This is a genomic window from Sphingobium sp. AS12, assembly GCF_019097845.1.
In the GTDB taxonomy this organism is placed as follows: domain Bacteria; phylum Pseudomonadota; class Alphaproteobacteria; order Sphingomonadales; family Sphingomonadaceae; genus Sphingobium.
This window is the reverse complement of record NZ_JAHRGM010000056.1, coordinates 251,516-275,221: the sequence shown is the minus strand read 5'-3', so window position 1 is coordinate 275,221 and position 23,706 is coordinate 251,516. Positions and strand designations below refer to the sequence as shown.

Below are 23,706 nucleotides of genomic sequence, written 5' to 3'. Positions count from 1 at the left end.
GCGCGATGCCGTCACCGGCTAGCGAACGCGTTGTGCCGGGATGCTCACGCCATGCTTGATGGGGAGAGGGGAAAGGGACGTACGCGTTTTTCATAGTCCATTGAGGTGTCCATGAATCTTTTCCAGTTCGCCCCCTCGCCGACAGCTGATATGCCATCGCGGTTGCACGACGTCGCGAAATCGATCGCCCAGCGTTTGCGGCCTACCGGTGCCGTCACGCGACTGGCAATCAAAAAGCTCATGATCGAAGCGTTCGGCGCCGACGATGCCGATGGCGCTTGGTCGATGCGGGACGCCTATGACGCCCTGGAAGCCGCGCAGGTGATGCTGCTCGCTGACGCAGAATGCGCGCTACTCCAGAGCGACTCGGCGCAGGACATTTGCGCTAGCCTGCGTGCATTCGAACGCGGCCTACCGACCCAGACCTACCGGTCCGAACGCCAGGTCGATCTCCAGCAATTCAGTACGCCGGGAACGCTTGCCTGGTTGGCGGGCCTGGCCGCCCAGGCACGGCCCGAAGACATCGTGCTCGAACCGTCCGCGGGGACCGGGATGCTCGCCGTCCACGCAAGGCGCATCGGCGCCCGGTTGCTCCTTAATGAATTCGACCCCGGCAGGGCCGACCTGCTTGCGCGCATCTTCGATCAGCCCGTCACGCGCCATGATGGGGAGAATATCGACAACCTGTTGTCGGCCATGGCGCGACCGACGCTGGTCCTGATCAATCCGCCTTTCAGCCGAAGCGCTGGGCGCGGCGTCGATCGCCATGCAGGAGCCCGTCACCTGCGCGCCGCGCTCGCCAGGCTTGCCCCCGCTGGCCGCTGCGTCGCGATCATGCCGCCGAGTTTCGCAGCCGATGGGACGGCGGCGCTTGGCTATACGATGGTGTCCGAGCTGACGCCACCGCGCGTCGAGATCACCATAGGCGGCAATCCCTATGCCAAGCATGGGACGAGCATCGATGTGCGCCTGCTTGTGTTCGACAAGGGTTGGACTGGAGACCCGGAACGGCATGCCGCCGATACGATCGATGCGGCGCTGAATATCGTGCTGACCATTCCGAGCCGACTCGATCCGGCTGAACTACCACCGCCCGCCACGCCGATTACAATGCCGCGCCCCACACCCACGCCACGCCCATCACCGAACGCCGTGTTCGCGCGAACCGCCACCCGCCAGTTGGCGCCGCCCTCCCGCATTGCCGCGCAAGGCGACATGGCACAGCCGCTCGATTACCATATTCTCGACGTGCCGCTCCCGCCGGGCGCCCCGGTCGGTCTCTATTCCCCCTGGCGCCTGGCGCGGATCGCGATCGAGGGGGCAACGCCGCATCCCGACGATCTGGTCGAATCCATCGCCATGGCCTCGATCGCGCCGCCGGCACCGACCCACCGTCCCATGCTTCAGCAGCGCGCGGTGGCGGCCCTGTCCGATGCCCAGCTTGAAACCGTCATTCTGGCGGGCGATGCTTTTTCGCGCGACCTGCCCGGACGTTTCCTCCCCAACGGTGCAGGTGACCGCCTCGAGGACAATGCCGCAGGGCACATCTACCGGACCGGCTTCTTCATCGGCGACGGCACCGGCGTGGGCAAGGGCCGTGAAGTCGCAGCCTGCATCCGCGATCGCTGGAACCAGGGACATCGCAAGGCAATATGGGTTAGCCGCGGTACAGCTTTGTTAGAAGATGCGAGACGAGACCACGCCGCGCTGGGCGGCCTGCCGATAGACATTCAGCCGATCGACAGTTTTCCGCCCGGAAGCCCGATCACCATGACAAGCGGAATCCTGTTCCTGACCTACGCGTCGCTGCGCTCTGCGCGCCATGATCGGCAATCGCGTCTGCAGCAGATCATCGCTTGGGCGGGCGATGATTTCGAGGGGCTGCTGGTGTTCGACGAGTCCCACGAGATGGGCAATGCCGCCGGCACCGAAACCGAGTTCGGCACGGCGCGCGGGTCCGAGCAGGGACTTGCCGGTGTTCGCCTGCAAAACGCCCTTCCACGTGCCTGCATACTCTATGTGTCCGCGACCGGCGCGACAAAGCCGGAAAATCTGAGCTATGCTTCCCGTCTCGGCCTGTGGGGACCGGGCACAGCCTTTGCGGATCGCGATATCTTCCTGTCCTCCATGGAAGAAGGTGGCGTGGCGGCTCTGGAGATCGTGGCCCGCGACCTCAAAGCCATGGGGCTCTATACCGCCCGAGCGTTGAGCTTCGCGGGCGTCGAATATGCACCACTGATCCACAAGCTCACGCCTGATCAGACAGCGATCTACGACACATTTGCCGATTCCTGGGCCATCGTGCATCGCCATCTCGATGCGGTGCTCAAGGCGACCAACATCGTAGATCGCGTGTCGGGCGCCACGCTCAATTCGCGCGCCAAGGGATCGGCGTTGAGCCGGTTCGAAAGTTCAAAACAGCGATTCTGGCTCGCCCTTTTGGTAGCCATGAAAATGCCCAGCTTGCTGCCCGAGATCGAGCAGGAAATCGCGCGGGGCCATGTTGCGGTGATCCAGCTGGTCACGACGGCGGAAGCCATTCTCGAGCGGCGCCTTGCCGAACTGTCGCCCGAGGAGCGTGCCAACCTCTCGCTGGAGGTGTCTCCGCTCGAGATCCTTGTCGAATATCTTCGTCACGCCTTTCCAGTCCAGCAGATGCGTGTTTTCCGGAGCACTGATGGCGCTGATCGGTCCGAGCCGATGCTCGATGCCGATGGCCAGCCGGTGCTCAGTCAGGAGGCGATCGCCGCGCGGGACGAACTGATCGAGCAGCTCTGCGCCCTGCCTCCTGTGCCCGCCGCGCTCGACACGCTGATCGCCCATTTCGGGACCGACCGCGTCGCCGAGGTCACCGGCCGCTCTCGCCGCCTCGTCGTCAAGCCCGACGGGTGCCAGGCGATCGAACGCCGCAGCGCCCGCGCCAATCTTGTCGAGACCAGTCTGTTTATGGACGGGGTCAAGCCGATCCTGGTGTTCAGCTCCGCTGGCGGCACGGGCCGCTCCTATCATGCAGATCGGGCTTCCAAAGCTGGCGACAGGCGGCGCATCCATTTTCTTCTGGAGCCGGGGTGGCGGGCTGACGTGGCGATCCAGGGGCTCGGACGCAGCCACCGGACCAACCAGACCGTGCCGCCGATATTTCGCCCGGTGGTGACCGACTGCAAGGGCGAGCGCCGCGCCATCTCCACCATCGCGCGGCGGCTCGACAGTCTGGGCGCCCTGACACGCGGGCAACGCCAGACCGGCGGGCAGGGCCTGTTCGACCCGAGTGACAATCTCGAAAGCGACCTGGCGCGCGAGGCGCTGGCGCAATGGTATCGTCTCCTGCACGGCGGCAAGCTCGCCAGCGTGACGCTGGCCGCCTTCCAGGACATGACCGGCCTCAAGCTGGTCGACGATCATGCCGTGCTGCTGGAACGGTTGCCGCCGATCCAGCGCTGGCTCAACCGTTTGTTGGCGCTGCGCATCGCTGTGCAGAACGCGATCTTCGAGGAATATATGGGTCTTATCCAGGCCCGCGCCGATGCGGCACGTGAGGCTGGGACCCTCGATGTCGGCGTTGAGACCATCCGGGCCGAGAGGATCGTGACGCTCGCCGACCAGTGCCTGCGTGTCGACCCGAGAACCGGCGCCGAGACGCGACTGCTCCACCTCGAACTTCACCTGAAACCGCGCGTCACCGGTTGGGATCGCCTGATGCGGATCTGGGGCAACACCGACGGCGTCACCTTTCTGCACAACACTCGTTCCGGCCACGTCGCGCTGGGCGTGCCGTCCTGGTCGATCACCGACGAAGAGGGCCGTGTCATCCCGATGGTGTCGCTTGAACGCCCGACCGGATCTTCGCGGATCAGCGAGGCTGAACTGGCACTCAGCCGCTGGAAGCGGATTGAGCACGATCGATTTCGCGATCTATGGGAGGCCGAATGTCTCGATGCATTGACGAAGGTCGACACCGAAGCGGTCCATGTAGCAACCGGCCTTCTCCTGCCGGTCTGGCACAAGCTGCCAGGGGACGATGTCCGTGTCTGGCGGATCGACGATGGCGCCGATACGACCATCCTCGGTCGTATCATCCACCCGCGTGCTCTCGGGCGGCTCCAGTCGGAATTTGTATTGGCTGTGAATGCGACAAGCCTCTCTCCCGGCGAAGTACTGCGCGGCGCGGAGGTTGCTGGCGGTGTTCTAATCCCGGGATTAAAGGGAGCGAGGCTCGTCACGGTGACGGTCAACAACAGCCGGCGTCTAGAAATTCGCGACTATGCGCCCGAGCATCGCAACTGGCTCAAGTTCTGCGGTGCGTTCAGCGAGGTCCTGAGCTTCAAGACCAGACTGTTTCTGCCGCCCGACAATGCGTGCGCCATTCTTGAGAAGATTGCCACGGACGTTTGAACGCCGTAGAGCGGAGCCGCATCTCAACCACCCGACAGATACTGACTTCTTCTCACAGGTTGACCTCGCATCCGCCGGTGAAAGGCCACACGCTTTCGCAATTGAAGATGGCGGCATCGTGCCAGGCGCGAGCGATCTCGCGGCGATGCTGACGGCTCTTTTCCCGATTATCGCCGGCAGCGGAATTATGGCTTGGCCGCCTGCGGTAACTCAGGACTCCGACGCGACCTCCTGAAGCTTTGCGGTTGACGCCCTCCAAAAGGTACGCATCCGTTGAGCGTCGCCTTGCCCGGGACGTGACAGACCGCTCTTAAGGTCGCTCTTGAGCGCGGTCGTAGGAGCGGTTTTTGTGGGTCAGATCACGGTTTTCGGCGGGCCTGAGCGTCGGCGGCGCTGGGGCGAGGACGAGCGGGCGAAGATTCTGGCGGAGGCCTTTTCTCCTGGCGCCTGCGTGGCGCGTGTAGCCCGCCAGTATGACGTATCGACGGCGCTGGTTTACACCTGGCGCCGTAAGGCGTGCCTGGAGGCTGGGGTGGCGGGCGCTGCGGCGTCGGCGCAGGTCGGCTTCGTCGAAGCCGTCGTCCTTGATGACGGAGGCAGCAAGCCGTTACCGTCGCCGCCGGCTGTTGTGGTGGATCTGCCTGGTGGGCGGCGCGTGAACATCTACGCATCGGCGCCGCCCGGCATGGCCGCGGCTGTTCTGAAGGCGCTGATCCGATGATCCCGGTCCCGAGCGGAGGCAAGGTCTGGCTCGCGTTAGGCCATACTGACATGCGCAAGGGCATGCGGTCGCTCGCTTTGCAGGTTCAGGAGGCCTTGAAAAAGGATGTCCATGCTGGCGACCTGTACGTCTTCCGCGGGCGGAGCGGGGCGCTTTGCAAAATTCTGTGGCATGACGGCCTCGGGATGTCATTATTCGCGAAGCGTTTGGAAAGAGGACGTTTTGTCTGGCCCGCCGCAAAGGACGGAACGGTGGCCATCTCGGCATCGGCGATGGCCTGCCTGCTCGAGGGTATAGACTGGCGTAACCCCCAGGAGACCTGGCGCCCAACCCAGGTCGGCTGATCCACCGCGTCAATCAAGGTGCGAGAAATCCCGCCTGTCCGGGCGCATTGGTGAGACAAAATACGCGGGAAAACTGGCTTAAATCCTGGGGTTTGCGGCAGGTTCGTGTTATAAAAAAGCATGCCTGCAAGCGACCCGTCCGACGATCTCATCCAGCTTCGCGCTGAGTTTGCGCTCGTTCAGGAACGGGCCGATAAGGCGGAGGCTGAGGTCGCCATCGTTCAGGAACAGGCCCAGGCCAGATTGCTCGAGGCCGAAGCACGGGTTGCCAAAGTCTGGGCAATCAACGCTGATCTGCTGGCCCGCAACGCCCACCTCGAGCTGATGAACGAGAAGATGCGCCGCGACAAATACGGCGCGAGCTCCGAGCGCAGCCGGCGCCTGCTGGGTCAGCTCGAACTCACCTTCGAGGAACTCGAGGCCAATGCCAGCGAGGCTGAGCTGCTTGGCCAGATTGCCGCCGACAAGACCACCGCGGTCGCAGCGTTCACCCGCAAGCGGTCCACCCGCCGCGACTTCCCGGCCGACGTTCCGCGCGAGAAGGTCGTCATCCCAGCGCCAGAGCTTTGCCCGTGCTGCGGCTCGGACGATCTTAGCCATCTGCCCCCGGTGATCACCGAAACGCTCGAGAGAATACCGGCCCGCCACAAGGTGATCCAGACGGTCCGGGAGAAGGTCTCGTGCCGTAAGTGCGAGAAGATCAGCCAGCCACCAGCGCCCTTCCACGTGACGCCGCGCGGGATGTTCGGGCCGCACTTCCTGGCGAACCTGGCCTTCCAGAAGTACGGTCTGCACCAGCCTCTCAACAGCCAGCGTGACCGGCTCGAGGCCGAGGGCATCCCCTTGAGCCTCTCGACGCTCGCGGATCAGATCGGCGCGATCTGCGTGGCGGTGAAACCCCTGTTCCTGCTGCTGGAGGCGCACGGGCTTGCAGCAGAGCGCCTGCATGCCGATGACACCACCATTCCGCTGTTGGCAAAGTTGAAAACCAGCGTGGCGCGGATCTGGGACTATGTGCGCGACGATCGCCCGTTCGGCGGGCCGGCGCCGCCGGTGGCGCTGTGCTACTACTCCAGCGATCGCAGGGGCGAGCATCCTCGCGCCCACCTGGCCGGCTATACCGGTATTCTCCAGGTCGACAGGTATGCCGGCTTCAATGCCCTGTTCGAGGAAGGCTGGGCCGATAAGCCCATGACGCGCGCAAATTGCTGGGTTCATGCACGCCGGGAATTCTTCAAGCTCGTCGACCTCAGACAGCAGCTCAAGCGCAAGAGAAAAGGCACTGCGCCGCTCATCTCGCCGCTGGCAACCGAGGCGCTGGAGATCATCGATCGGCTCTTTGCCATCGAGCGCGGCATCAACGGCAAGCCTGCCGCCGAGCGCCTGGCCGTTCGCCAGGAGCTGTCCGCTCCGATCGTTGCCGAACTGGAGGCCTGGATGCACGAAACGCGCAGCAAGCTCTCTCGTCACGATGCCGTGGCCAAGGCCATCGCCTACCTTCAGAACGACTGGGCAGGCTTCACCACCTTCCTCGCCGATGGCCGGATATGTCTCTCGAACAACGCCGCGGAGCGCCAGCTGCGCAGCGTGGCCCGGGGAAGAAAAGCCTGGTTGTTCGTGGGCTCGGACCGCGGCGGCCAGCGCGCGGCGATGATGTTCAGCCTGTTCGGCACGGCCCGGCTCAACGAAGTTGATCCGCTCGCCTGGTTCACTGACGTCCTCGCCCGGATCGCTGACATCCCCCAGAACCGCCTTCACGAACTCCTGCCGTGGAACTGGAAGGCAGCTCAGCAGCAGGTGGCCGAGGAACTCGCCGCCTGAACCATCGTCAACGGGGCGACCTGGTTACGGGAGCGCCGCGGCTGCTATCGGATGCGTACTCCAAAAGTCCAGGGTCTCGATCTTTTCTGGCGAGGCTGGACCACCGCAGTCCGCGCCCGCGACGACGTGCTTATCCCGAAATTCAAGGCTCGGGAGGTCGTTAAGCTTCCCCTGGACTTTACAGCGATCAACCGTTTCCATCACAGCGGTAAAGTCGGGCTCCAGGATCGACAACGCATTCAGCACTGCCCTCGAGATCGGAGAAGCCGGAGGGAAATCGATGGTCGCGCCGAAAGGCGTGCTTGACCGTCTCGACAAACATCACAAACCGGGCGCGGCTCGCCAGTAAAGCCTTCTGGATAGGCCCCGATCCTTTAGCACAGCGTTGAAGATGAACGTATCCAGCCAGTTGCCCCGGAGCGTCGGGATGGCCCAACGCCTCCCTTGGTTTGCTGTGGCGCCTTTGCCCCGATCACCGCATCATCATCCCGCCATCGACGGCGTATTGGCTGCCGGTAACAAAGGCGGAATCCTCGGACAGCAGGAACAGCGCCACGGCGGCGGCCTCATCGGAGGTTCCGGCGCGACTCAGCGGAACCTGGCCGAGCACGAAGTTTTCGAACGAGGTTCGCGCCTCATCGGGGAGAAAATGCCGGAAGTTGGTGTCGATGGGTCCCGGTACGAGGACGTTGGCACGGATACCGCGCGGCGCGAGCGCGCGCGCCCAGTTGCGCGCCATGGCGATGACCGCGCCCTTGGTCGCCGCGTAAAGACTGGTCAGCGCCGCGCCTTCATAGGCGGAGCTGGAGGCGGTGACGACGACGGAGGCGCCGGGATTGAGCCAGGCCGACAGGCCGGCGAGCTGGAGCATGGGCCCCCGCACATTGGCGGCCATCATCGCGTCGAAGGTCGCGGCATCCACATCCTCTATCGCCCCGAGCGCTGCGTAGCCCGCGTTCAGCCACAGGCCGTCAAGGGACCCGGCCGCCCGCACTGTCTCGACAAGGGCGGCGACAGCAGCCGGATCAGCGGCGTCGTTCGTCAGCGCGATGGCGTCGTTCGCCAACGCCTGTCTCGCCGCCTCGACGCGCCCTCTGTCGAGGCCGGTGACGATCACTGATCCGCCTTCACGGACGATCCGCCTGGCTCCGGCCAAGCCCATGCCGCTGGTGCCGCCCGTGATGAGCACACGCTTTCCGGCGAAGCGCGGAGACATCATCTCTGCCCAGTCATATGGGCGCGATAGGCGCCCTGGCGTTCCAGCATCCAGCCGGGATATTCCGGCTGCAAGGCGCTTGCCTCATCGAGGGTCGCCAAATCTTGCGCGGACAACCGCACATCGACGGCGGCCAGATTGTCGTCGAGTTGCTCCGGCCGCCTGGCCCCGACGATCACGCTGGTGACGACGTCCTGATGCAGCAGCCAGGCCAAAGCGATCTGCGCGACGCTGACGCCGTAGGCTTCAGCGATCGGTCGCATGGCGTCGATCACGCCATACCCTCGCTCCCGGTCCACCGGTGGGAAGTCAAAAGTCGCGCGGCGGCCCTCGCCGGTCGTCTCGTCCTCGCGGCTGTATTTGCCCGACAGAAAACCCCCGGCAAGCGGGCTCCACACCATCAATCCCAGCCCCTCGGCCTTGAGCATCGGGGCGATCTCCCGTTCCAGGCCGCGGCCGGCCAAGGTGTAATAGGCTTGCAGCGACAGGATCGGCGCCACATTGCGGGCCTCGGCGACGCCGATCGCCTTGACGATCTGCCAGGCCGCCCAGTTGGACAGGCCGATGTAGCGGACGTGCTCCTGCCGCACGAGCGTATCGAGCGCCTCGAGCGTCTCGACGATCGGAGTCGCCGCATCGAAACCGTGAATCTGATAGAGGTCGATATGGTCGAGCTGGAGCCGGTCCAGGCTCGCCTTGCACTGGTCCAGCACATGTTTGCGCGAGGCCCCCCGCGCATTAGGCCCATCGCCCATCGGCCCCATCACCTTGGTGGCGATCACCAGATCTTCGCGGGCGAGGCCGAGGTTGCGGATCGACTGGCCGAGTATGCGTTCGCTCGTCCCGCCGGCATAGACGTTGGCGGTGTCGATGAAGTTGACGCCCGCCTCGACGGCCGCCTTGACCACGGCGTCCGCCTCCTCCTGACGCAACTGGCCGATCTGGCCCCACATCCCCTCGCTGCCGCCGAAGGTCATGGTCCCGAGACAGAGTTCGGAGACGAACAGGCCGCTCGGGCCAAGGGAACGATAACGCATGGGGCAAACTCCTCGTCGTCGGTATGTGTCCGTCAGATAGGGCGGCGCACCCCGGGGGGCGACGCCGATCGTCGCAATCTCTTGCCCGATTATCTCAATCGCCTTGATCGCCGCTGGCGTTGAGGCCGACGGGCGCTAAGGATGGCGACATGTCCGATCCCGCTCATGACCGCCTGATCGAGGCCCTCGCCCGTCATTGGGCGAGATGGGGCCGCGAGCCGCCGCTGGACGGCTTAACCCTCATGGTCAGCGACCGGCCCACAGGGTTGCTGCACTCCCTCTATCGCGCATCTTTTTCCGCCGTGCTGCAAGGAGCCAAAGTCAGCCTGCTCGGAGAATGCGTGTTTCGCTACGATGCGGGCAAGTGTCTGGTCGCCTCCATGGACCTGCCGGTGACAGCCCAGGTGGTCGAGGCCAGTCCGGAGCGGCCCTATATGGCGTTCAGCCTGGCGGTCGATCCGGCGATGGTCGCCGATCTGTTGCTCGATCAGCCCGAGGACGGCGTCGTGGCGCCGATAAAGACCTTGACCACCATGGCCGTCGGGCGACTGGATGCGACCTTGCTCGATCCGCTCGCGCGCCTGTTCGATCTGATCGACAGCCCGAGAGATCTGGCCGTGATCGGGCCGCTCATCCGACGTGAGATCGTCTGGCGGCTGCTGCAGGGCGAGCATGGACCCATGTTGCGTCAGATCGGCCTGGCCGACAGCCGCATGGCGCGGGTGGCGCGGGCCGTCGCCTGGATCAGGGACCATTATGCCGAGCCGATCCGGATTCCCGATCTGGCGGCATTGGCGGGGATGAGCGTCGCCGGACTGCATCGCCACTTCAAGGCCGCCACGACGATGTCGCCGATCCAGTTCCAGAAACAGGTCCGGCTTCAGGCTGCACGCCGCATGGTGCTGGCCGACACGGCCGAGATCGCCGCCATCGGCTTTTCGATCGGCTATGAAAGCCCGTCCCAGTTCAGCCGCGACTATCGCCGCCTGTTCGGCGAGCCGCCCGGCCGCGACGGCGTGGCGATCCGGTCAGGCGTGCGGGCGGCGGTCGAGCTATGAACCGGCGTGGGGACGGCTCCCCCCTTCACGTCTCATCCTGCACCTGAAAACTCAGCAGTTGACTCAGTCAACAATATGCGGTGAGAGGGCTTATGGACACCGCGATAGACGCCATCCGCACCTTCAACCGCTTCTTCACCCGGCATGTGGGCGCCATCGACGCCCGTTTCCTGGACACCGATGCGAACCTGGCGGAGGCCCGGCTGCTGTTCGAGATCGCGCGGCTGGAGCCAGTTCCAGCGAACACCCTGCAGACTGAACTGGGCCTTGATCGTGGGTATCTGAGCCGGATGATCGCCCGGTTCGAGGGTCGGGAATGGATCCTGCGTGATCGCCTCGAAGGCGATGCCCGTACTCGCCCGATCCGGCTGACCGGGACAGGACGTGCCGCCTTCGATCTGATCGACCAACGGCAGCGCGCCGCCGTCGCCTACGACCTCAGCCGCCTCAGCCCAGTGGAGCGGGATGATCTGGTACAGGCGCTGACCAAGGCGCGGCTGCTGCTCGACCCGCAAGCGCCCCTGGATTTCATCATTCGACCGGCTCGCATCGGCGAGGTCAGTCAGGTCGCGGCGCGGCAATCCATCCTGTACGCGGCGAGTCACGGCTGGGGTCGTGAACTGGAGAGGCTGGAGGCCGAAACGACGGCCAGGTTCCTGCTCCACTTCAATCCCGAGCGGGAACAATGCTGGGTCGCCGATCTGGCCGGCGTCATGGCCGGGGCAGTGTTCCTCACCGACGAGGGTGACGGGCAGGCCCGTTTGCGCCTGCTGCATGTGGAACCGTTCGCGCGTCGGCGAGGGATCGGCGATGCGCTGGTACGCACCTGTGTCGCGTTCGCGCGCGAGACGGGATACGACGGGATCACCCTCTGGACCCACACCGTGCTGGACGCCGCCCGCCGTATCTACGCACGCCAGGGGTTCGAATGCATCGCCACCCAGGTTCACCACGAATTCGGGGAGCCGGTTCAGGGAGAGACGTGGCGGCTAAGTCTGGCGGAATAGGTTCGCCGCTGGCCCCGGAGCCTCACCCATCTACGGCTTCAATGTCCACACAGCCGATCGCCGACAGCGTGGTGTGCACCGCCTCGTCCAGCGGGGTGCGCGGTTCGGGTCCGATCAGCCCTTCGAGCCGGCCGTTCCCGAGGCGGGTCGGCCGCTTCCAGAGGTATTTCATCTCGACCAGCTCGCGCATCAGCGGCACGAAGGGCGCAGCCAATTGCATCATCGACCAGGGCAGGCGGCGGATCGGCAGATCGGGCGCGGCCAGGGCCTTGCGGATGGCGTCGGTCATCCGGCTTCCGTCAGCGTCCCAATGGCCCTCCATATGGAAGGTGGCGAAGTCGGCCAACCCGTCATGCTCTGCCAACCGCACCATGATCTCGGCCACGTCGGGCAGATAGGCCCATTGGTGTCCAACGCCCGGCTTGCCCGGATAGGTGATGACGCGCGGACGCGCGCCCGGCTTGACCAGGCCCTGGCTGAACCAGTTGTTGGCGGCCCGGGGTCCGAAGAAGTCGCCGGCGCGAACGATCAGCACCTTGGCCCAGCCGCGATCGGCCGCCGCCTTCAGCCGCTGCTCCATCTCGACGCGGATGCGGCCTTTGCGCGTCCGGGCGTTCTGCGGCGCATCCTCGGCGATATCGGGGAAGACATCGCGACCATAGTTGTAGACCGTGCCCGGCAACAGGATCCGCGCCGCACCCAATTCGGCGGCGGCGATGGTGTTATCCAGCATCGGCAGCACCTGGGTGTTCCAGTTGCGATAGCCCGGCGGATTGACCGCATGGACGATCAGGGAAGCGCCTTCGGCTGCGGCCGCAACGTCCGCCGCCGACAAGGCGTCGCCCTTGATCCAGGCGATCCTCGGATCGCCCCGCGCGCCGGCCGGATCACGATTGAGGGCGCGCACCCACCATCCGGCCTCCAGCAGGCGCGTCGCGACCTCGCCGCCGATCCCGCCCGTGGCCCCCAGGACCAACGCCGTTCTGTTCTTCATCTTCGCCTCCATCCGTTCGATGAAGACAGGATGGGCGCGTCTTGCTCCGAACGAAATTGCGGAAAACGCTCTACCCGCTATACGAAAACAGATGAGCCGAGAACCAGACTGGAACCTCTATCGCACCTTCCACGCCGTGCTGCGGGAGGGGTCCCTGTCGGGCGCGGCCCGGGCGCTGGGCATGACCCAGCCCAGCATCGCCCGCCACATCGACGCTCTGGAAGCCGCGTTGGCAACAAGACTGTTCCTGCGCACGCCCCGCGGCCTGTCGCCGACCGACGCGGCGCTGGAACTGAGGCCCATGGCCGAGAGTCTGGCCGCCGTTTCATCGACCTTGCTGCGCACGGCCGAGGGCGGTCGCGGCGGCGAAGTTCGTGGCACGGTGCGGATCAGCGCCAGCGAGGCCGTCGCGGTGCATCATCTGCCTCCCCTGCTGTCGCGTCTGCGCCAGGCTCATCCCGGCCTGACCCTGGAGTTGTCCCCGTCCAATGCGCTCGACGATCTGCTGCAGCGCAAGGCGGATATTGCGGTTCGAATGGTTCGGCCCGAGCAACAGGCCCTGGTCGCGCAACGCATCGGCTCCATCGCCGTCGGCCTGCACGCCCGTCGCGACTATCTGGACAGCCGAGGGATTCCCCGGGCCCTGGACGACCTGCGAGCCCACGACCTGATCGGCTACGATGTGGAAACTCCTGCCATACGGGCGGCGGTCGAGCGCTATCCGGCGCTGAACCGAGATGCCTTCGCTCTCAGGGTCGATAGTGACGTGGCCCAATTGGCCGCCATCCGCGCCGGCTTCGGCATCGGTATCTGCCAGGTGATCCTCGCCGCCCGCGAACCCGATCTGGTGCGCGTACTTCCGGAGACCTTCCGTCTCGATCTGGAGACCTGGATCGTCATGCACGAAGACCTGCGCGACAATGTCCGTTGCCGGGTCGTGTTCGACGCCCTCGTCGAAGGGATGAGCAGGATCGCTGCGTGAACCGGGCCACAGCAGCTCATATTGATCTGCTCAGGGCCACCTCGGCCACATAGAAGGCCGACCATCAAGTCGAGCTGCAGGCGACCTGCCAGGCGCTGCTGACATCTCGTCGCATGACGCTATGACGTCGAACTACGATCCTGTGAGCCGCGTCCCGCGCCGTCTCGGTTATTCCGATGACGTCATCTTGCGGCTCAACGAAATCGAACGGATCATCAGCGCTATCCTGCCCAAAGCCGCCATGGGAATTGGCTGGTGGTCCATTGCTGAGGAATCTGACCGGCACCATGTGCAATGCCAAGCCTAGCTTGAGGCCAGCTATCAATCAGTTTCATCAGAGAAGTACGAACCGTATGCCTTGATCTGGACGCCATGCCTGAACGGATTCCAATCCTCCCCGCCTTCGAGAGACAAGGTCCTCGCCGTCGACTGCACGGAAATTATCTGATCTTTTACCGGGTCGATGGCGCACGGGTCACCAATATCCACATCCTGCACGGCGCCAGCGATTACGCATCGCTCATTTTCAGGAACTGAGCGGACGGGCGAGGTCAAATTTCCGGACCTCACCCGTGCCGGTTGCTTCAAACGCTTGCGGGTTCCGCTTCGGGTGCAATTTCCGCCGCAGGTTCAGATGCCTTCGCTTTGATCACTCGCTTGGCGGTTTTCGGTTTGCTGTCCTGCTTGGCACCCGCGGCTTTCGAGGCTCTGTTGGCTTTGACAGCCGGTGCCGGGGCAGGGGCTTTCGCCACACTTTCTGTGCCGGGCTTGGCTCGCGGCTTGCGGCCGGCCTTACCTTTGGCCGCTTTCTCGCTCGCTGTCTCGACTGCCGGACTATCCGTTGTCGCTACTGAAGCCTTGCGACCGCGCTTGGCCGGAGCGGCCGCAACGGGCGTCTCAGGTTCAGCGGCGACAGGAACGTCACTGGCATCTACCTTCTTGCGACCAAGCCCAAGCCGCTGCGCAACCTCGCGGCGCTGCTCGGAATAGCCCGGCGCGACCATCGGATAGTCCTTCGCCAGACTGTAGCGTTCCCGATATTCGGCAGGGGTGAGACCATGCCTGCCGATATGGCGCTTCAGGCTCTTATAGGGCTTGCCGTCGATCAAGCTGATAATGTGGTCGCGCGAAGCGAGGCTCTTGCGGATCGATACGGCCGGGACATGATCCGGTTCCGCGGGCGTTGCTACGGCGGCCTTGCGCTCGAGCGCCGTGCGGGTTGTTTCGATGATTCCCGAAATATCGGAGGCCGGTACCTGATTGTTCGCGAAATAGGCGCTCAGTAGTTGGACCGTCATCGCGGTGAAATCAGGTTCGATGGCATCGGACATGGAAAACTCCAGATCGAGGAAGAAAGAGATGGACGCCTCTGGCACAAAAACGTTGCCGAACATCTAAGCGCGAAGCGCCGATGACCACAAGCCGGCAATGTATATCGCTTGTACCGGCTGCCGTTGCAAATTGAACAGCAGCAATGGGAGAGGGAGAGGGGAGGGCAGAGACGAGATCGAATAAATGGTCTCGATTTTGCGAAAGACAGCTCATGGCCAACCGCGTGTCCGCCCATATCCAGATCGGCGGGGTCCTGTCCCGCAGCCGGTACCCCGAACTTATATCTGCGATCGTTGACGATAATCCCGCCATCGACTGGGACGGCACCCCATTCGATCCCTCCGACCTACCGGTAACCGGCCCGTTATACCTGATGGATCATGAGGTCGCCGCAGGGCGCTTCGACGAGATCGAGCAATGTTGCCGGTCGCTTGGGCTATCCTATGTTCGCTGGCGGGCCGGCTACAGTGGAAGCTTCCCGTCAGACCGTGAAATCTGCTTCGGGCCTGGCGAACCAGAGACCTTCTTCACCACCGAGCAAGACACGCTGATCTTTTCGATCGAACGGATTCGCGAACTCGGATCGATGGAAGCGATCGAGGCTGAATATGCCCGTGCGAATTTCAATCCGCCGCCATTGACGATCATCGACGACGATCCTGTCGATTGCGAAGCAGTGGAGACCGTCCATGGCTGACTATTATGTCCAGGGTTCCTTCTCGTTCACCTGCACCGCGGCGGAGAGCGCGCTTATCGAGGAAGCGTGGCAACATGCCGCTGATCTCGGTGACAAGGCGGCGCCAGGCGAACCCACCGCCGAGTTTCTCGCGTCCTTTCCGCCGACTGACCTCGGCAATCCGTTCAACGGCCTGCTCGAGATATTCGACGATCCGAACTTTCCCATATTCGGCGCGGACATCGAGATCAGCGGCGCGGAGACATGTCTGGTATCGATCTTTGGCGATACGGATTTCCAGCCGGACGCGATTGCGCGCCTGGTTCAACGCTGCTGCCCGCTGACTCTATCTGAAGCCCCAATTGGGTTTGAATGGAGCTATAGCTGTTCGCGCTCGCGCGCCGACGGCATCGGTGGTGGATGGTGCGCCATCTTCGTCGATGGAATTGAATATGGCGCCACGAGCGAAGGGCTATCGAGGGCGCTCCGCCCCGCCACTCATCGCGATCCCTGGATCGAAGATCCGGTCCATCCCCTGTCCGACTGGAAAGACGAAGTGGCCAATGACGATACCCGTCTGGGCTATTTCGACTGGGTCACCGCCCGACATGCTGCCGAGCCGGCTGACATGCGTCCTGCCAACTCCTGATCGCCGGATCCCGATCAAACCCCGTCCGCAGGCCTCTAACATCGCCTTCAGCGAACAATCGCTGTCTCGCCCCACCATTCCGCAACCCGCAAGGATATTATCGATGACCGACGCCCCCGCGCCGGGCGTGCCCGCGCGCCTGTACAGCCAGACCAGCCATGACGAACGTGGTAACTTCCATTATGAAGGCGATCTCTATCGCGTCGGCGAAGCACTGGCTTCACTCGCCTCGCGGATCGAAAGCCATCTTGCACAAGATTTCGCCGAAGCGACGTTTACCATCCGCACGGAAAAGTTCTCCGGGGGGCGCAAGATCATCGCGGAGGTCCTCGATACACCGGCCGATCTCACTGGCCGCGATGCGCAGAACGCCTTCATCGTCGAGGTCCGTGATCAGATGGAAAGGTTCGGGTTCACGCGCACCAATCCGTTGCAGGATTTCTGGTCGTGCAGCTTCTATTGCGAGGTCCGCATCGGCCAGGCCTATTGGGCGGCGCTCGCCAGACACCGAGGCATACGCAACCCTGTCGACATGGTTCTGTCTCTGGGGGCGTTCAAGAAGCGCGTCAAAGCGGGCGACCGACTGAAACTGGTCGATGCCCCGGCCGGCCATCGCCTGATCGGCACGATCCGTGAGATCACCAAGGTGCGATCCGGCGACCTGATCCTCGACGGCCGTTCCTACCTGTCCTTTCCGCGTGCATCCGCCTTTGCTTGCGACGGGCGCCTGGTCAGGATCGCTATCGGTTCGGAATATAGCCCCGATGACCACCTGCTATACGAATGGCAAGCTGTCTGACCGGCTTGGAGCGACCGCCTGGAATCGCGGCCTGCGCATCGTCCTCGTCGGGCGCATACCGTTACAAGTCCGCGCAAAGAAGCGTGCGGCAAACCGCCAACCGACGGTGTAAACCGAGCGTCAGGGTCGCTCGCGCGGCAGGGCTGCGAGTTCCCGGGCATGACCCACGCCGGACCAGGCGCCATGAGACCCGACGACATAAAGATGCTGCTTGGCTCGCGAAGCGGCGACATTGAGGATATTCGGTGTGCCAGCCGCCCAGTTGCGCGCGCCATTTTGTGAGGCCTTCGGCGCGCCCAGAACCAGAATGACCGCCTCCGCCTCCCGTCCCTGAACCGTATGAATGGTCCCGATCCGGTCGTTGGACCATTCCCGGATGTTGACCCCGGCCGCGGCGAACATCGCCCTCTCTTTCTCCAAACGGCGACGCATCTCCTGGGCCACAATGCGGAAAGGGGTGATGACGAACAGGTCCGGGCAGGTGATGCCGGCGTCGATGATACGCCGAATGAGCGAGATGACCTGCTCGCCTTCGTCGGGAGACCATTTGGAGTCCGCCTCGCCGTCGATGTCGACCCATCGGGAAGGACCCAGCGCCCGGCCGATCGCACTCTGGCGAGGGCCCGGCGCATGGACCATCTGGCCGTCATAGGCGATCCTGTTGGAGATGCCGAACATCGGTTCCTGGCAACGGCGGTGAACGAGCAGCGGAATACCAACCCGGCGGGAGCCCTGGTCCGAACGGAATGCAGCCTGATAGGGGGATGCCCGATCCGCGAGCGTCTGGGCGGACGCTTCCGGGGCCGCCCAGATTGGCTTGTCGACCCGGAAGTGTCGGCAAATCTCGGCATTCAGGCGCTCGGGCAAGGCCACGACGGGCGGTATCTGCAACGGATCTCCGACCATGATCGCGCGGCGTGCGCGCAGGATCGCGCCGACGGCCGCCTGGGGCAGCGCCTGTCCCGCTTCGTCTATCAACAGCCAGCCTATGCTGCCGACCGGCAGGTCGCCCAGCATGCGCTCGACCGAGGCGAAAGTCGTGGAAATGACCGGTACGACCAGGAACAGGGTCGACCATAGGTCCCTAAGCAGCGCCTTTTTCGCCGGATCCTGGGGCGCTCCCCTGGAAAAGAAGTCCATCAGGACGCTGAGATTGTGCAGCATCTTTTGCGCCGAGGCGTCGATGAAGGCCTTGTGCACGTCCAGTGCGGCGATGAAGAGGTCTTCGCGGAGACGGTGGACGGCGTCGTTGATCCAGGGCGCCTCAAGGTTCGACGCCTCATGGCCTCGTGCGAAGAAGGCGTCGTCGATGATGCGGTCGCCCAATTCAGGACGATGGCGGTCGATCTCGCTTGCCAATTGCGTCGCCACCGCCCGCGGCGCGGCGAGCCTTGTTTCGCGTCCGGCGATATCCTGATCCAGAGCGGCAAGGGCGGCGTCAGCCTCAGCGAACGCACGTTCGACGGCGCGTAGGGCTGTCCGGGCTTGCGCCTGGGCCGCGACCAGAGGTGCCTGGGTGGAGGTCCAGGCCGCCCATCGGGCCGTGCGGAACAAGCGTGAGAAGAAGACGGGCCGTTCGGTGCGATGTGCCGCAATCGCGGCGCTCCGCTCGCCATGGACGCGCGCGGCGTTCTCAACGTCGATCTGCCGATTGGCGCGGTCGGCCTCAAGGTCCGGACGACGCGAGCGCGTCTGCGCGAGTTCCGCTTCGTCCCTCGCGATCGCCTTTCGGGTTTCCGCCAGCCGAACGCAGAGAATCCGGACGGCTTCCAGCGCCGCCAATCGCCCGTCTACCGTCTGTTTGAGTGTGAGCAGGCGGTCGCGCGCCTTGTACCAGTTTCTCAAGGCGAATGCGGGCGAGGGCGGCTGCTCGGCGAGCACAACCGGCGGGGTGCGGCGCTCGATGATCTTGCCGGTCTCTGGATCCTTGATCTCCTGAACGACCGGGTCCCCCTTGGCGGCCTTGAGATAGGTGCGAAACCCCCAGTCCTCATGCCACCAGAAGCTCTGCTGAAAGGCAGCGCGGTTGCGCGCGTTGCCCAGCACGGCCGCGATCAGGCCCCAGGTGTCAGCGGGCTCCATCGGAACGGCGGGACCATCGTCGTCCTCGGTCGACGCACGGGGGCTGTAGACGAGGTCGCTGATGGACTTGAAATAGCTTATGTCGTCGGTCGAACGGCCAACGGCCTTGGCTGCCGGAAGCTCACGACTGACATTCTCCACCGCCTTGTTGTTGCTGGAGGCGACCAGCATTTCATGTCCCTTGAGCGACGGGTCCAGCACATAGAGATGAAAGAAGGCTTTGGGACCGAACGCCTGTCGCTCTCCTGAAGGCGTAAAGGCCTTTGCAGGGTCGTCGAACGACGCCATCGCCATCGCGCGATCGAGTACGGTTGCGGCAACGATGTCGCGAAGCAGGGTGGTCTTCCCGGTTCCAGGAGGACCATTAACGGCGATCACGCCTCCGCCGTCGGCCAGTGCCGAACGGGCGAGATTGACAGCGGCCTGCTGCAGCAGGACCAGGGGATGCCCACCAGGGCTCGGCCAGCGCGCCGCGGGCGTCCTGGCCGGTGCCACGGCCGCTTCGAGCGCGTCGGTGTCCGAGAACAGGTCGATCGTCCTGCTGGGCGCATCCATACCCAGATACTGACGAAGGCCGCCGGGTAGCTCTCCCTTCGCGCACAGATCGACCGCCTTCGAAAGGTCGCCCATGAAAAAGGAATTGAGTAGCGAGACTTCGGGCGGATTTCTCGCTTTGAAATAGTGGAACACCCGCAAGGCAAAGCTCGGCGGCTCTACGAGAACAGCGGGAAGGCCGAACTGGGCAACGAGCCAGCGGTGCGCCTGGTCGATCGTCGCGAGATCCAAAGGGACCGGGTTTCCGGCATCGTCTGTTCGGCGCAGGATATTCTCGAGCGCCCCGATGATCCGCGGCTCGATGCGAGGCCATGCACCGAGCGCGCCCAGCTTCAGCTTGAGCGCCAAGGGAAGCGCCCAGGCGAAGCTTGAGACCGAGATGCTGTTGTCCTCAAGGAGGACGCCGTTCTTGTCAACCAGGACCGCGCCGATCGCGGCCTTCTCCCGCTGCCGCGTGCTCCGCTCTTCATCTGCGCCGAAGGCCTTGACCAGATCTTCGGTCGCACGATCCATCGGGATCGCGCCGAGGATCACCTGATAATAGAGCTGCCGCTTGGGGCGCGACCGTTCACCCTTGCCCCAAGGAACCTGCCCTCGCGAGAGATCGGCGACACAGCTGCGATCGCCGGAAGCAAGGTCTTCAGGCCTTCTATAGGTCTGGGGCGACAGTGCTTCCAAAGCGGTCCAGGCTGCGAGCATGCCGGCTGCCATATTGTCATGGTCCGGCGTTGCGACAGAAGGCAAATCGCCAAACGCCAGAATGGGCGGCAAAGATGCAATAGAGGATGGCGCTGCTTTGCCAGCGAACGGGTCAGGGGCCGTGCTCGGCTGGCGCGAAGATCGCGCCTCGGAGCGCTCGGGTGCTTTGCCAGGTGGCGCTTTGCTCGCCGGCTCCGTCGCAAGGGCGTTTGCAATGCCGGCGCGCAAGCGCGCTGCCCGATCCGTCGTACGAAAACTCAGCTCATGGTCAAGAAGACGAAGGATCTCCGGGTCCGACTGAGAGGTCCGGAAAATAGTCTCGAGTTGCGCGATCGAATTTTGAAAATGGGGGCGAGCCTTTTCTGCACTCAAACTTCAGTCCCCTTGATGATCCATTGCAGAAATCCGCCCTATGTCGTTCGACCCGGCGGGCGACCGCAAGTCAATATGGTACCGAAGGGATCAGGAGGATCCGATTTGAGTCTTCGCCGCCTGGGTTATCGACAGCCATCGGCACAGGACGCAGGTTGGAAACCGGGCTCTGGATCGCCGCACGGCTAAGTGCCGAAACCCATTTCTGGGATGAAGCCGATCAGATCGCACGCCTGAACACTGAGGACGTCTATGCCGTTTTGCAGGGCGAAGCGGGGTAAATGTTGTCGGTCATCCACCAGTCAGTACAGGATGACGCCCGTTCCGGGCACGAGTTGATCCATAAAATCAAAATCGCGTCGGTTACCGGTCAGCAAATCACAGCCCATCGCAGCGGCCTGAAGAAACAGCACAGCATCGTTCAGCAGCGCGATCGAATGGGCCTGGCCTGACAGGCGCGTTACCAATCCTGCCAACATGCCCGCCTCGGCGAACACCCGCGAGGAAGGTACGGTCAGACGATGTTCGGGAATATCATCGATTGTCCGTCCCAGCGTCTTGAGAACCGAAGCCGTGCGCTTGTCCGCCGGATCGAGCGCGCCCATCAGATGGGTCATTTCGCCCAGCGCTACACAGGAGTGATTAACGATCCGGTTTTCCAGCAACCGATCCGCTTGCGCAGGCGTCTTGCCCTGAAGCACATCGATATAGACGCAGGTGTCGAGCAGAAGCTCTCGGCCTACGACAGTTGCTTTATGAACAAGCGGCAGTTCCTCTTCGCGCCGCCGGGCCAGCTTTGCTGCCGATCGCTGCGGCTTGATCCGGCGCAGCGACGCTTTGCGATCAAATCCCAAGCGCGATATCTGCCGGGACCGAGCCCTTCCGGCTCACCAGCCTGGCCCCGAAATCATCTTCCAGCGCCACTTTGGCGAGCGCATATTCGACGAGATCGGTGGTAGAGGCGATGCCGCTGCGCATCTTGGCACGATCGATGAGTTCGCGCGGGACCCGGGCGCCGACCGCGCTGTTCGTGCCCGAAAGCAAGCCTGCCGCCTTCGCGGCAGCCACGACTGCTTCATGTCGCTGGGACAGATGATCTTCGTGTCTCGTCGCCATCGGGAAACTCCTTTGCGTTAAACAGATACGCCAATTTGTAAAATATGCAAGATGTGATCGGGACAGGCGCCGGCTAAGCTCATACTTGCGGAGCGCGCCAGAGAGCTTGGTAGGAGGCGCATCGCTGCATCAATTCACCATGCGTTCCGCTGCAAACCAGTCGCCCGCTGCGCATGAAGAGAACCTGATCGGCGGCCTTCGCTGTGGCGAGGCGATGGGTGATCATGATCAACGTCGTCGCGCTCCTGGCCCGGCTCCGCAATCTCGTAATCACACTCGCCTCACTGGACGGATCGAGCGCGGACGTGCTTTCATCGAGGATAAGGACCGGCACTTCCACCCCCGTCAGCCGGGCAAGCTCCAGCTTCTGTATCTGGCCTCCCGACAGACGCTCGCCTTGTTCCCCAAGTTCCATCTCGAAGTCGATCGGTCTCCCCGGCTCGTAGAAACGCCAAACGTGAAGCAGTTCCCCGACCTCTCTGATCGACTGGTTCGCCGGGGGATAGAGGATGTTCTCCCGCAATGATCGGTTGAACAGGCCGATGAACTGCGGTGCATAGAGAATATAACGGTGGCGCTCCCCCCACGGGATCATCGCGATATCGACCCCTGCAATCTCGACTTTCCCCGAGCCAGGCGTGAGCACGCCGGCCAGCATCTGTGCAAGGGTAGATTTGCCTGAGCCGTTCGGGCCAACGATCGCGACGAAGCGGCCCGCCGGGATAAAAAGCGAAATGCCGATAATACCCGGCATGTTGTCGCCGTAGCAGAAGCTGACGTCTTCGACCGTCAGATCCGCAGCACCTGTGGGACCGGGCTGCGGGGTGCTCGGCACGACACTGGCGTTCGTGAATGCCAGGACGTCGCGGATGTTGGCGATTGCGACACCAGCCTGCGCGAGGATATAACCCAGCGCGCTCAGCGGAACCGTCAGCCTAAAAGCATAGGTCTGCAACAGGACGAAGTCGCCTGCGGTCATGCGTCCCTTGCCCACATCAAGGCCGGCAAGCATCAACAGCGCCACAAGTCCGACGCCGACACTGCAGAACTGCAGCGCCGCCATGAGGGTCAGCGAACGGTACATGCCAGCGGTGGCCTGTCGTTTCGCCCTCAATATATCGCCGGCATAACGCAGTTCACGATTCAGAGCGCCGTTGAGCACCACGCGGCGGGCATTGCGGACGATGTCACCGATCGTGCGGGACACATGCGATGCCGCCGCATTGGTCGCGTCCGCGTGCGCGCGGTGGCGTCTGGCCCCGATCCAGGTCGCCCCGACGAATCCCAGAAGCGTAAGCGTCAGTACCAGCACATAACGAGGCTGGATCAGGCTGGCGATCACCGCAAGACTGGCGATAGCCTGCAGCAAGACCGGCCCGAGCCGCCAGATCAATCCTTCCACGACCAGCGTCAGGCTATAGGGCAGCCGCTCCAGCATGCCGGGTAGCCGCCCGCTCTGACTGTCCCGCGCCGCCGTGATCTCCGGCAAGGCGGCGGCAAGCGCCCGAGTCGTGAAGTGCCGGGTCAGCGCCTCGACCATTTCCGCGGTGCAGGCGAGCCTGGCCGTTTCGACGATGGAAGCACCGGCCCAGCATCCCACGAACAGCAGGATGGTGAGGAGCAACTGCAGGGGCGATCCCGTCGGTCCGTCCAGCGCGTCGATCAACAGCTTCAGCGCATAGGGGCCTACGACGCCCATCACGATCACGACGGCTTCCAGGCCGGACGCCTGTACCATGCTTCGCCTTGCACCCAGGCCCGCAGACAGCATCAGCCGTGTCAGCCGGGTCAATATTCCGAACGTCGTCACTAGTTAGGCCTCCTGGCGATCGATGGATGAGCCAGAAGGAGGAT

General features: G+C 63.7%; 22 protein-coding genes. 13 read left to right on the top strand and 9 right to left on the bottom strand.

The features are described 5' to 3' along the window. Positions 1-44: 44 nt before the first annotated feature. Positions 45-242, bottom strand: a complete 198-nt coding sequence (locus tag KRZ98_RS24290) for a hypothetical protein (protein ID WP_231736485.1) — start codon at positions 240-242, stop codon at positions 45-47. On the opposite strand from KRZ98_RS24290, the gene KRZ98_RS19455 reads away from it, so the two are divergent. The 4 genes from KRZ98_RS19455 to KRZ98_RS19440 all read left to right on the top strand — a co-directional run bounded on the left by KRZ98_RS19455 (position 241) and on the right by KRZ98_RS19440 (position 7,278). Further along, on the top strand, positions 241-4,392 hold the full coding sequence (locus tag KRZ98_RS19455; protein ID WP_367303970.1) for a strawberry notch-like NTP hydrolase domain-containing protein: 4,152 nt from the start codon (positions 241-243) through the stop codon (positions 4,390-4,392). The genes KRZ98_RS24290 and KRZ98_RS19455 overlap by 2 nt on opposite strands. 349 nt (positions 4,393-4,741) lie before the next feature. Further along, positions 4,742-5,113, top strand: coding sequence for a transposase (locus KRZ98_RS19450; protein WP_066766175.1), 372 nt, complete (start codon positions 4,742-4,744; stop codon positions 5,111-5,113). Further along, complete coding sequence (gene tnpB / locus KRZ98_RS19445; protein WP_066766176.1) at positions 5,110-5,457, top strand: IS66 family insertion sequence element accessory protein TnpB; 348 nt, start codon at positions 5,110-5,112, stop codon at positions 5,455-5,457. The genes KRZ98_RS19450 and tnpB overlap by 4 nt, the downstream gene beginning before the upstream one ends. 120 nt (positions 5,458-5,577) lie before the next feature. Next, positions 5,578-7,278 (top strand): IS66 family transposase, encoded by a 1,701-nt coding sequence (locus tag KRZ98_RS19440; RefSeq protein WP_066766177.1) that lies wholly within the window; start codon positions 5,578-5,580, stop codon positions 7,276-7,278. Positions 7,279-7,750: 472 nt separating this feature from the next. On the opposite strand, the gene KRZ98_RS19435 is transcribed toward KRZ98_RS19440, so the two are convergent. Beyond that, positions 7,751-8,497, bottom strand: coding sequence for an SDR family oxidoreductase (locus tag KRZ98_RS19435; RefSeq protein WP_231736634.1), 747 nt, complete (start codon positions 8,495-8,497; stop codon positions 7,751-7,753). After that, complete coding sequence (locus KRZ98_RS19430) at positions 8,494-9,531, bottom strand: aldo/keto reductase (RefSeq protein WP_066766179.1); 1,038 nt, start codon at positions 9,529-9,531, stop codon at positions 8,494-8,496. Before KRZ98_RS19430 ends, KRZ98_RS19435 begins: the two co-directional genes overlap by 4 nt. Before the next feature lie 149 nt (positions 9,532-9,680). On the opposite strand from KRZ98_RS19430, the gene KRZ98_RS19425 reads away from it, so the two are divergent. Both KRZ98_RS19425 and KRZ98_RS19420 read left to right on the top strand, forming a co-directional pair. After that, positions 9,681-10,589 (top strand): AraC family transcriptional regulator, encoded by a 909-nt coding sequence (locus KRZ98_RS19425; RefSeq protein WP_066766181.1) that lies wholly within the window; start codon positions 9,681-9,683, stop codon positions 10,587-10,589. 92 nt (positions 10,590-10,681) lie between these two features. Beyond that, positions 10,682-11,596: a helix-turn-helix domain-containing GNAT family N-acetyltransferase gene (locus tag KRZ98_RS19420; protein ID WP_066766183.1), complete on the top strand. Its 915-nt coding sequence runs from the start codon at positions 10,682-10,684 to the stop codon at positions 11,594-11,596. A 22-nt stretch (positions 11,597-11,618) separates the two neighbouring features. Here KRZ98_RS19420 and KRZ98_RS19415 read toward each other — a convergent pair whose 3' ends face one another. Continuing rightward, positions 11,619-12,590, bottom strand: coding sequence for an NAD-dependent epimerase/dehydratase family protein (locus tag KRZ98_RS19415; RefSeq protein WP_066766192.1), 972 nt, complete (start codon positions 12,588-12,590; stop codon positions 11,619-11,621). A gap of 91 nt (positions 12,591-12,681) precedes the next feature. On the opposite strand from KRZ98_RS19415, the gene KRZ98_RS19410 reads away from it, so the two are divergent. The 3 genes from KRZ98_RS19410 (at position 12,682) to KRZ98_RS24670 (ending at position 14,109) form a co-directional block, all read left to right on the top strand. Next, positions 12,682-13,572 carry a LysR family transcriptional regulator gene (locus KRZ98_RS19410; protein WP_066766185.1) on the top strand — a complete coding sequence of 297 codons (891 nt, stop codon included), beginning with the start codon at positions 12,682-12,684 and terminating at the stop codon, positions 13,570-13,572. Positions 13,573-13,693: 121 nt separating this feature from the next. Continuing rightward, positions 13,694-13,879, top strand: coding sequence for a hypothetical protein (locus tag KRZ98_RS19405; protein WP_066766188.1), 186 nt, complete (start codon positions 13,694-13,696; stop codon positions 13,877-13,879). A 65-nt stretch (positions 13,880-13,944) separates the two neighbouring features. Continuing rightward, positions 13,945-14,109 (top strand): type II toxin-antitoxin system RelE/ParE family toxin, encoded by a 165-nt coding sequence (locus tag KRZ98_RS24670; protein WP_082733483.1) that lies wholly within the window; start codon positions 13,945-13,947, stop codon positions 14,107-14,109. 47 nt (positions 14,110-14,156) lie between these two features. Here the strand turns inward: KRZ98_RS24670 and KRZ98_RS19395 are convergent, their stop codons facing one another. Next, positions 14,157-14,966 carry a MucR family transcriptional regulator gene (locus KRZ98_RS19395; protein ID WP_231736638.1) on the bottom strand — a complete coding sequence of 270 codons (810 nt, stop codon included), beginning with the start codon at positions 14,964-14,966 and terminating at the stop codon, positions 14,157-14,159. Positions 14,967-15,115: 149 nt separating this feature from the next. Here KRZ98_RS19395 and KRZ98_RS19390 point away from each other — a divergent pair, with 149 nt between their 5' ends. The 3 genes from KRZ98_RS19390 to KRZ98_RS19380 all read left to right on the top strand — a co-directional run bounded on the left by KRZ98_RS19390 (position 15,116) and on the right by KRZ98_RS19380 (position 17,028). Beyond that, entirely contained in the window at positions 15,116-15,601 is a 486-nt protein-coding gene (locus KRZ98_RS19390) for a hypothetical protein (RefSeq protein ID WP_066766189.1), read from the top strand. Further along, on the top strand, positions 15,594-16,229 hold the full coding sequence (locus KRZ98_RS19385) for a hypothetical protein (RefSeq protein ID WP_088184955.1): 636 nt from the start codon (positions 15,594-15,596) through the stop codon (positions 16,227-16,229). Before KRZ98_RS19390 ends, KRZ98_RS19385 begins: the two co-directional genes overlap by 8 nt. A 103-nt stretch (positions 16,230-16,332) precedes the next feature. Beyond that, a complete protein-coding gene (locus KRZ98_RS19380; RefSeq protein WP_066768507.1) occupies positions 16,333-17,028 on the top strand; it encodes a hypothetical protein in 696 nt (231 codons plus the stop codon). A 120-nt stretch (positions 17,029-17,148) separates the two neighbouring features. Here the strand turns inward: KRZ98_RS19380 and KRZ98_RS19375 are convergent, their stop codons facing one another. Then, positions 17,149-20,736, bottom strand: a complete 3,588-nt coding sequence (locus KRZ98_RS19375; protein ID WP_066768510.1) for a DEAD/DEAH box helicase — start codon at positions 20,734-20,736, stop codon at positions 17,149-17,151. A 155-nt stretch (positions 20,737-20,891) separates the two neighbouring features. Between KRZ98_RS19375 and KRZ98_RS24465 the strand changes: the two genes are divergently transcribed. Further along, positions 20,892-21,017, top strand: coding sequence for a hypothetical protein (locus KRZ98_RS24465; RefSeq protein WP_269454166.1), 126 nt, complete (start codon positions 20,892-20,894; stop codon positions 21,015-21,017). Positions 21,018-21,038: 21 nt separating this feature from the next. Here the strand turns inward: KRZ98_RS24465 and KRZ98_RS19370 are convergent, their stop codons facing one another. From KRZ98_RS19370 to KRZ98_RS19360, 3 genes are all read right to left on the bottom strand, one after another. Further along, the gene (locus tag KRZ98_RS19370) at positions 21,039-21,590 is read right to left on the bottom strand and encodes a type II toxin-antitoxin system VapC family toxin (RefSeq protein ID WP_253204231.1); all 552 of its coding nucleotides are present in this window, start codon (positions 21,588-21,590) and stop codon (positions 21,039-21,041) included. Continuing rightward, positions 21,580-21,804 carry a hypothetical protein gene (locus KRZ98_RS19365; protein WP_253204230.1) on the bottom strand — a complete coding sequence of 75 codons (225 nt, stop codon included), beginning with the start codon at positions 21,802-21,804 and terminating at the stop codon, positions 21,580-21,582. Before KRZ98_RS19365 ends, KRZ98_RS19370 begins: the two co-directional genes overlap by 11 nt. 127 nt (positions 21,805-21,931) lie before the next feature. Beyond that, positions 21,932-23,662 carry an ABC transporter ATP-binding protein gene (locus KRZ98_RS19360; RefSeq protein ID WP_066768519.1) on the bottom strand — a complete coding sequence of 577 codons (1,731 nt, stop codon included), beginning with the start codon at positions 23,660-23,662 and terminating at the stop codon, positions 21,932-21,934. Between the last annotated feature and the right edge of the window lie 44 nt (positions 23,663-23,706).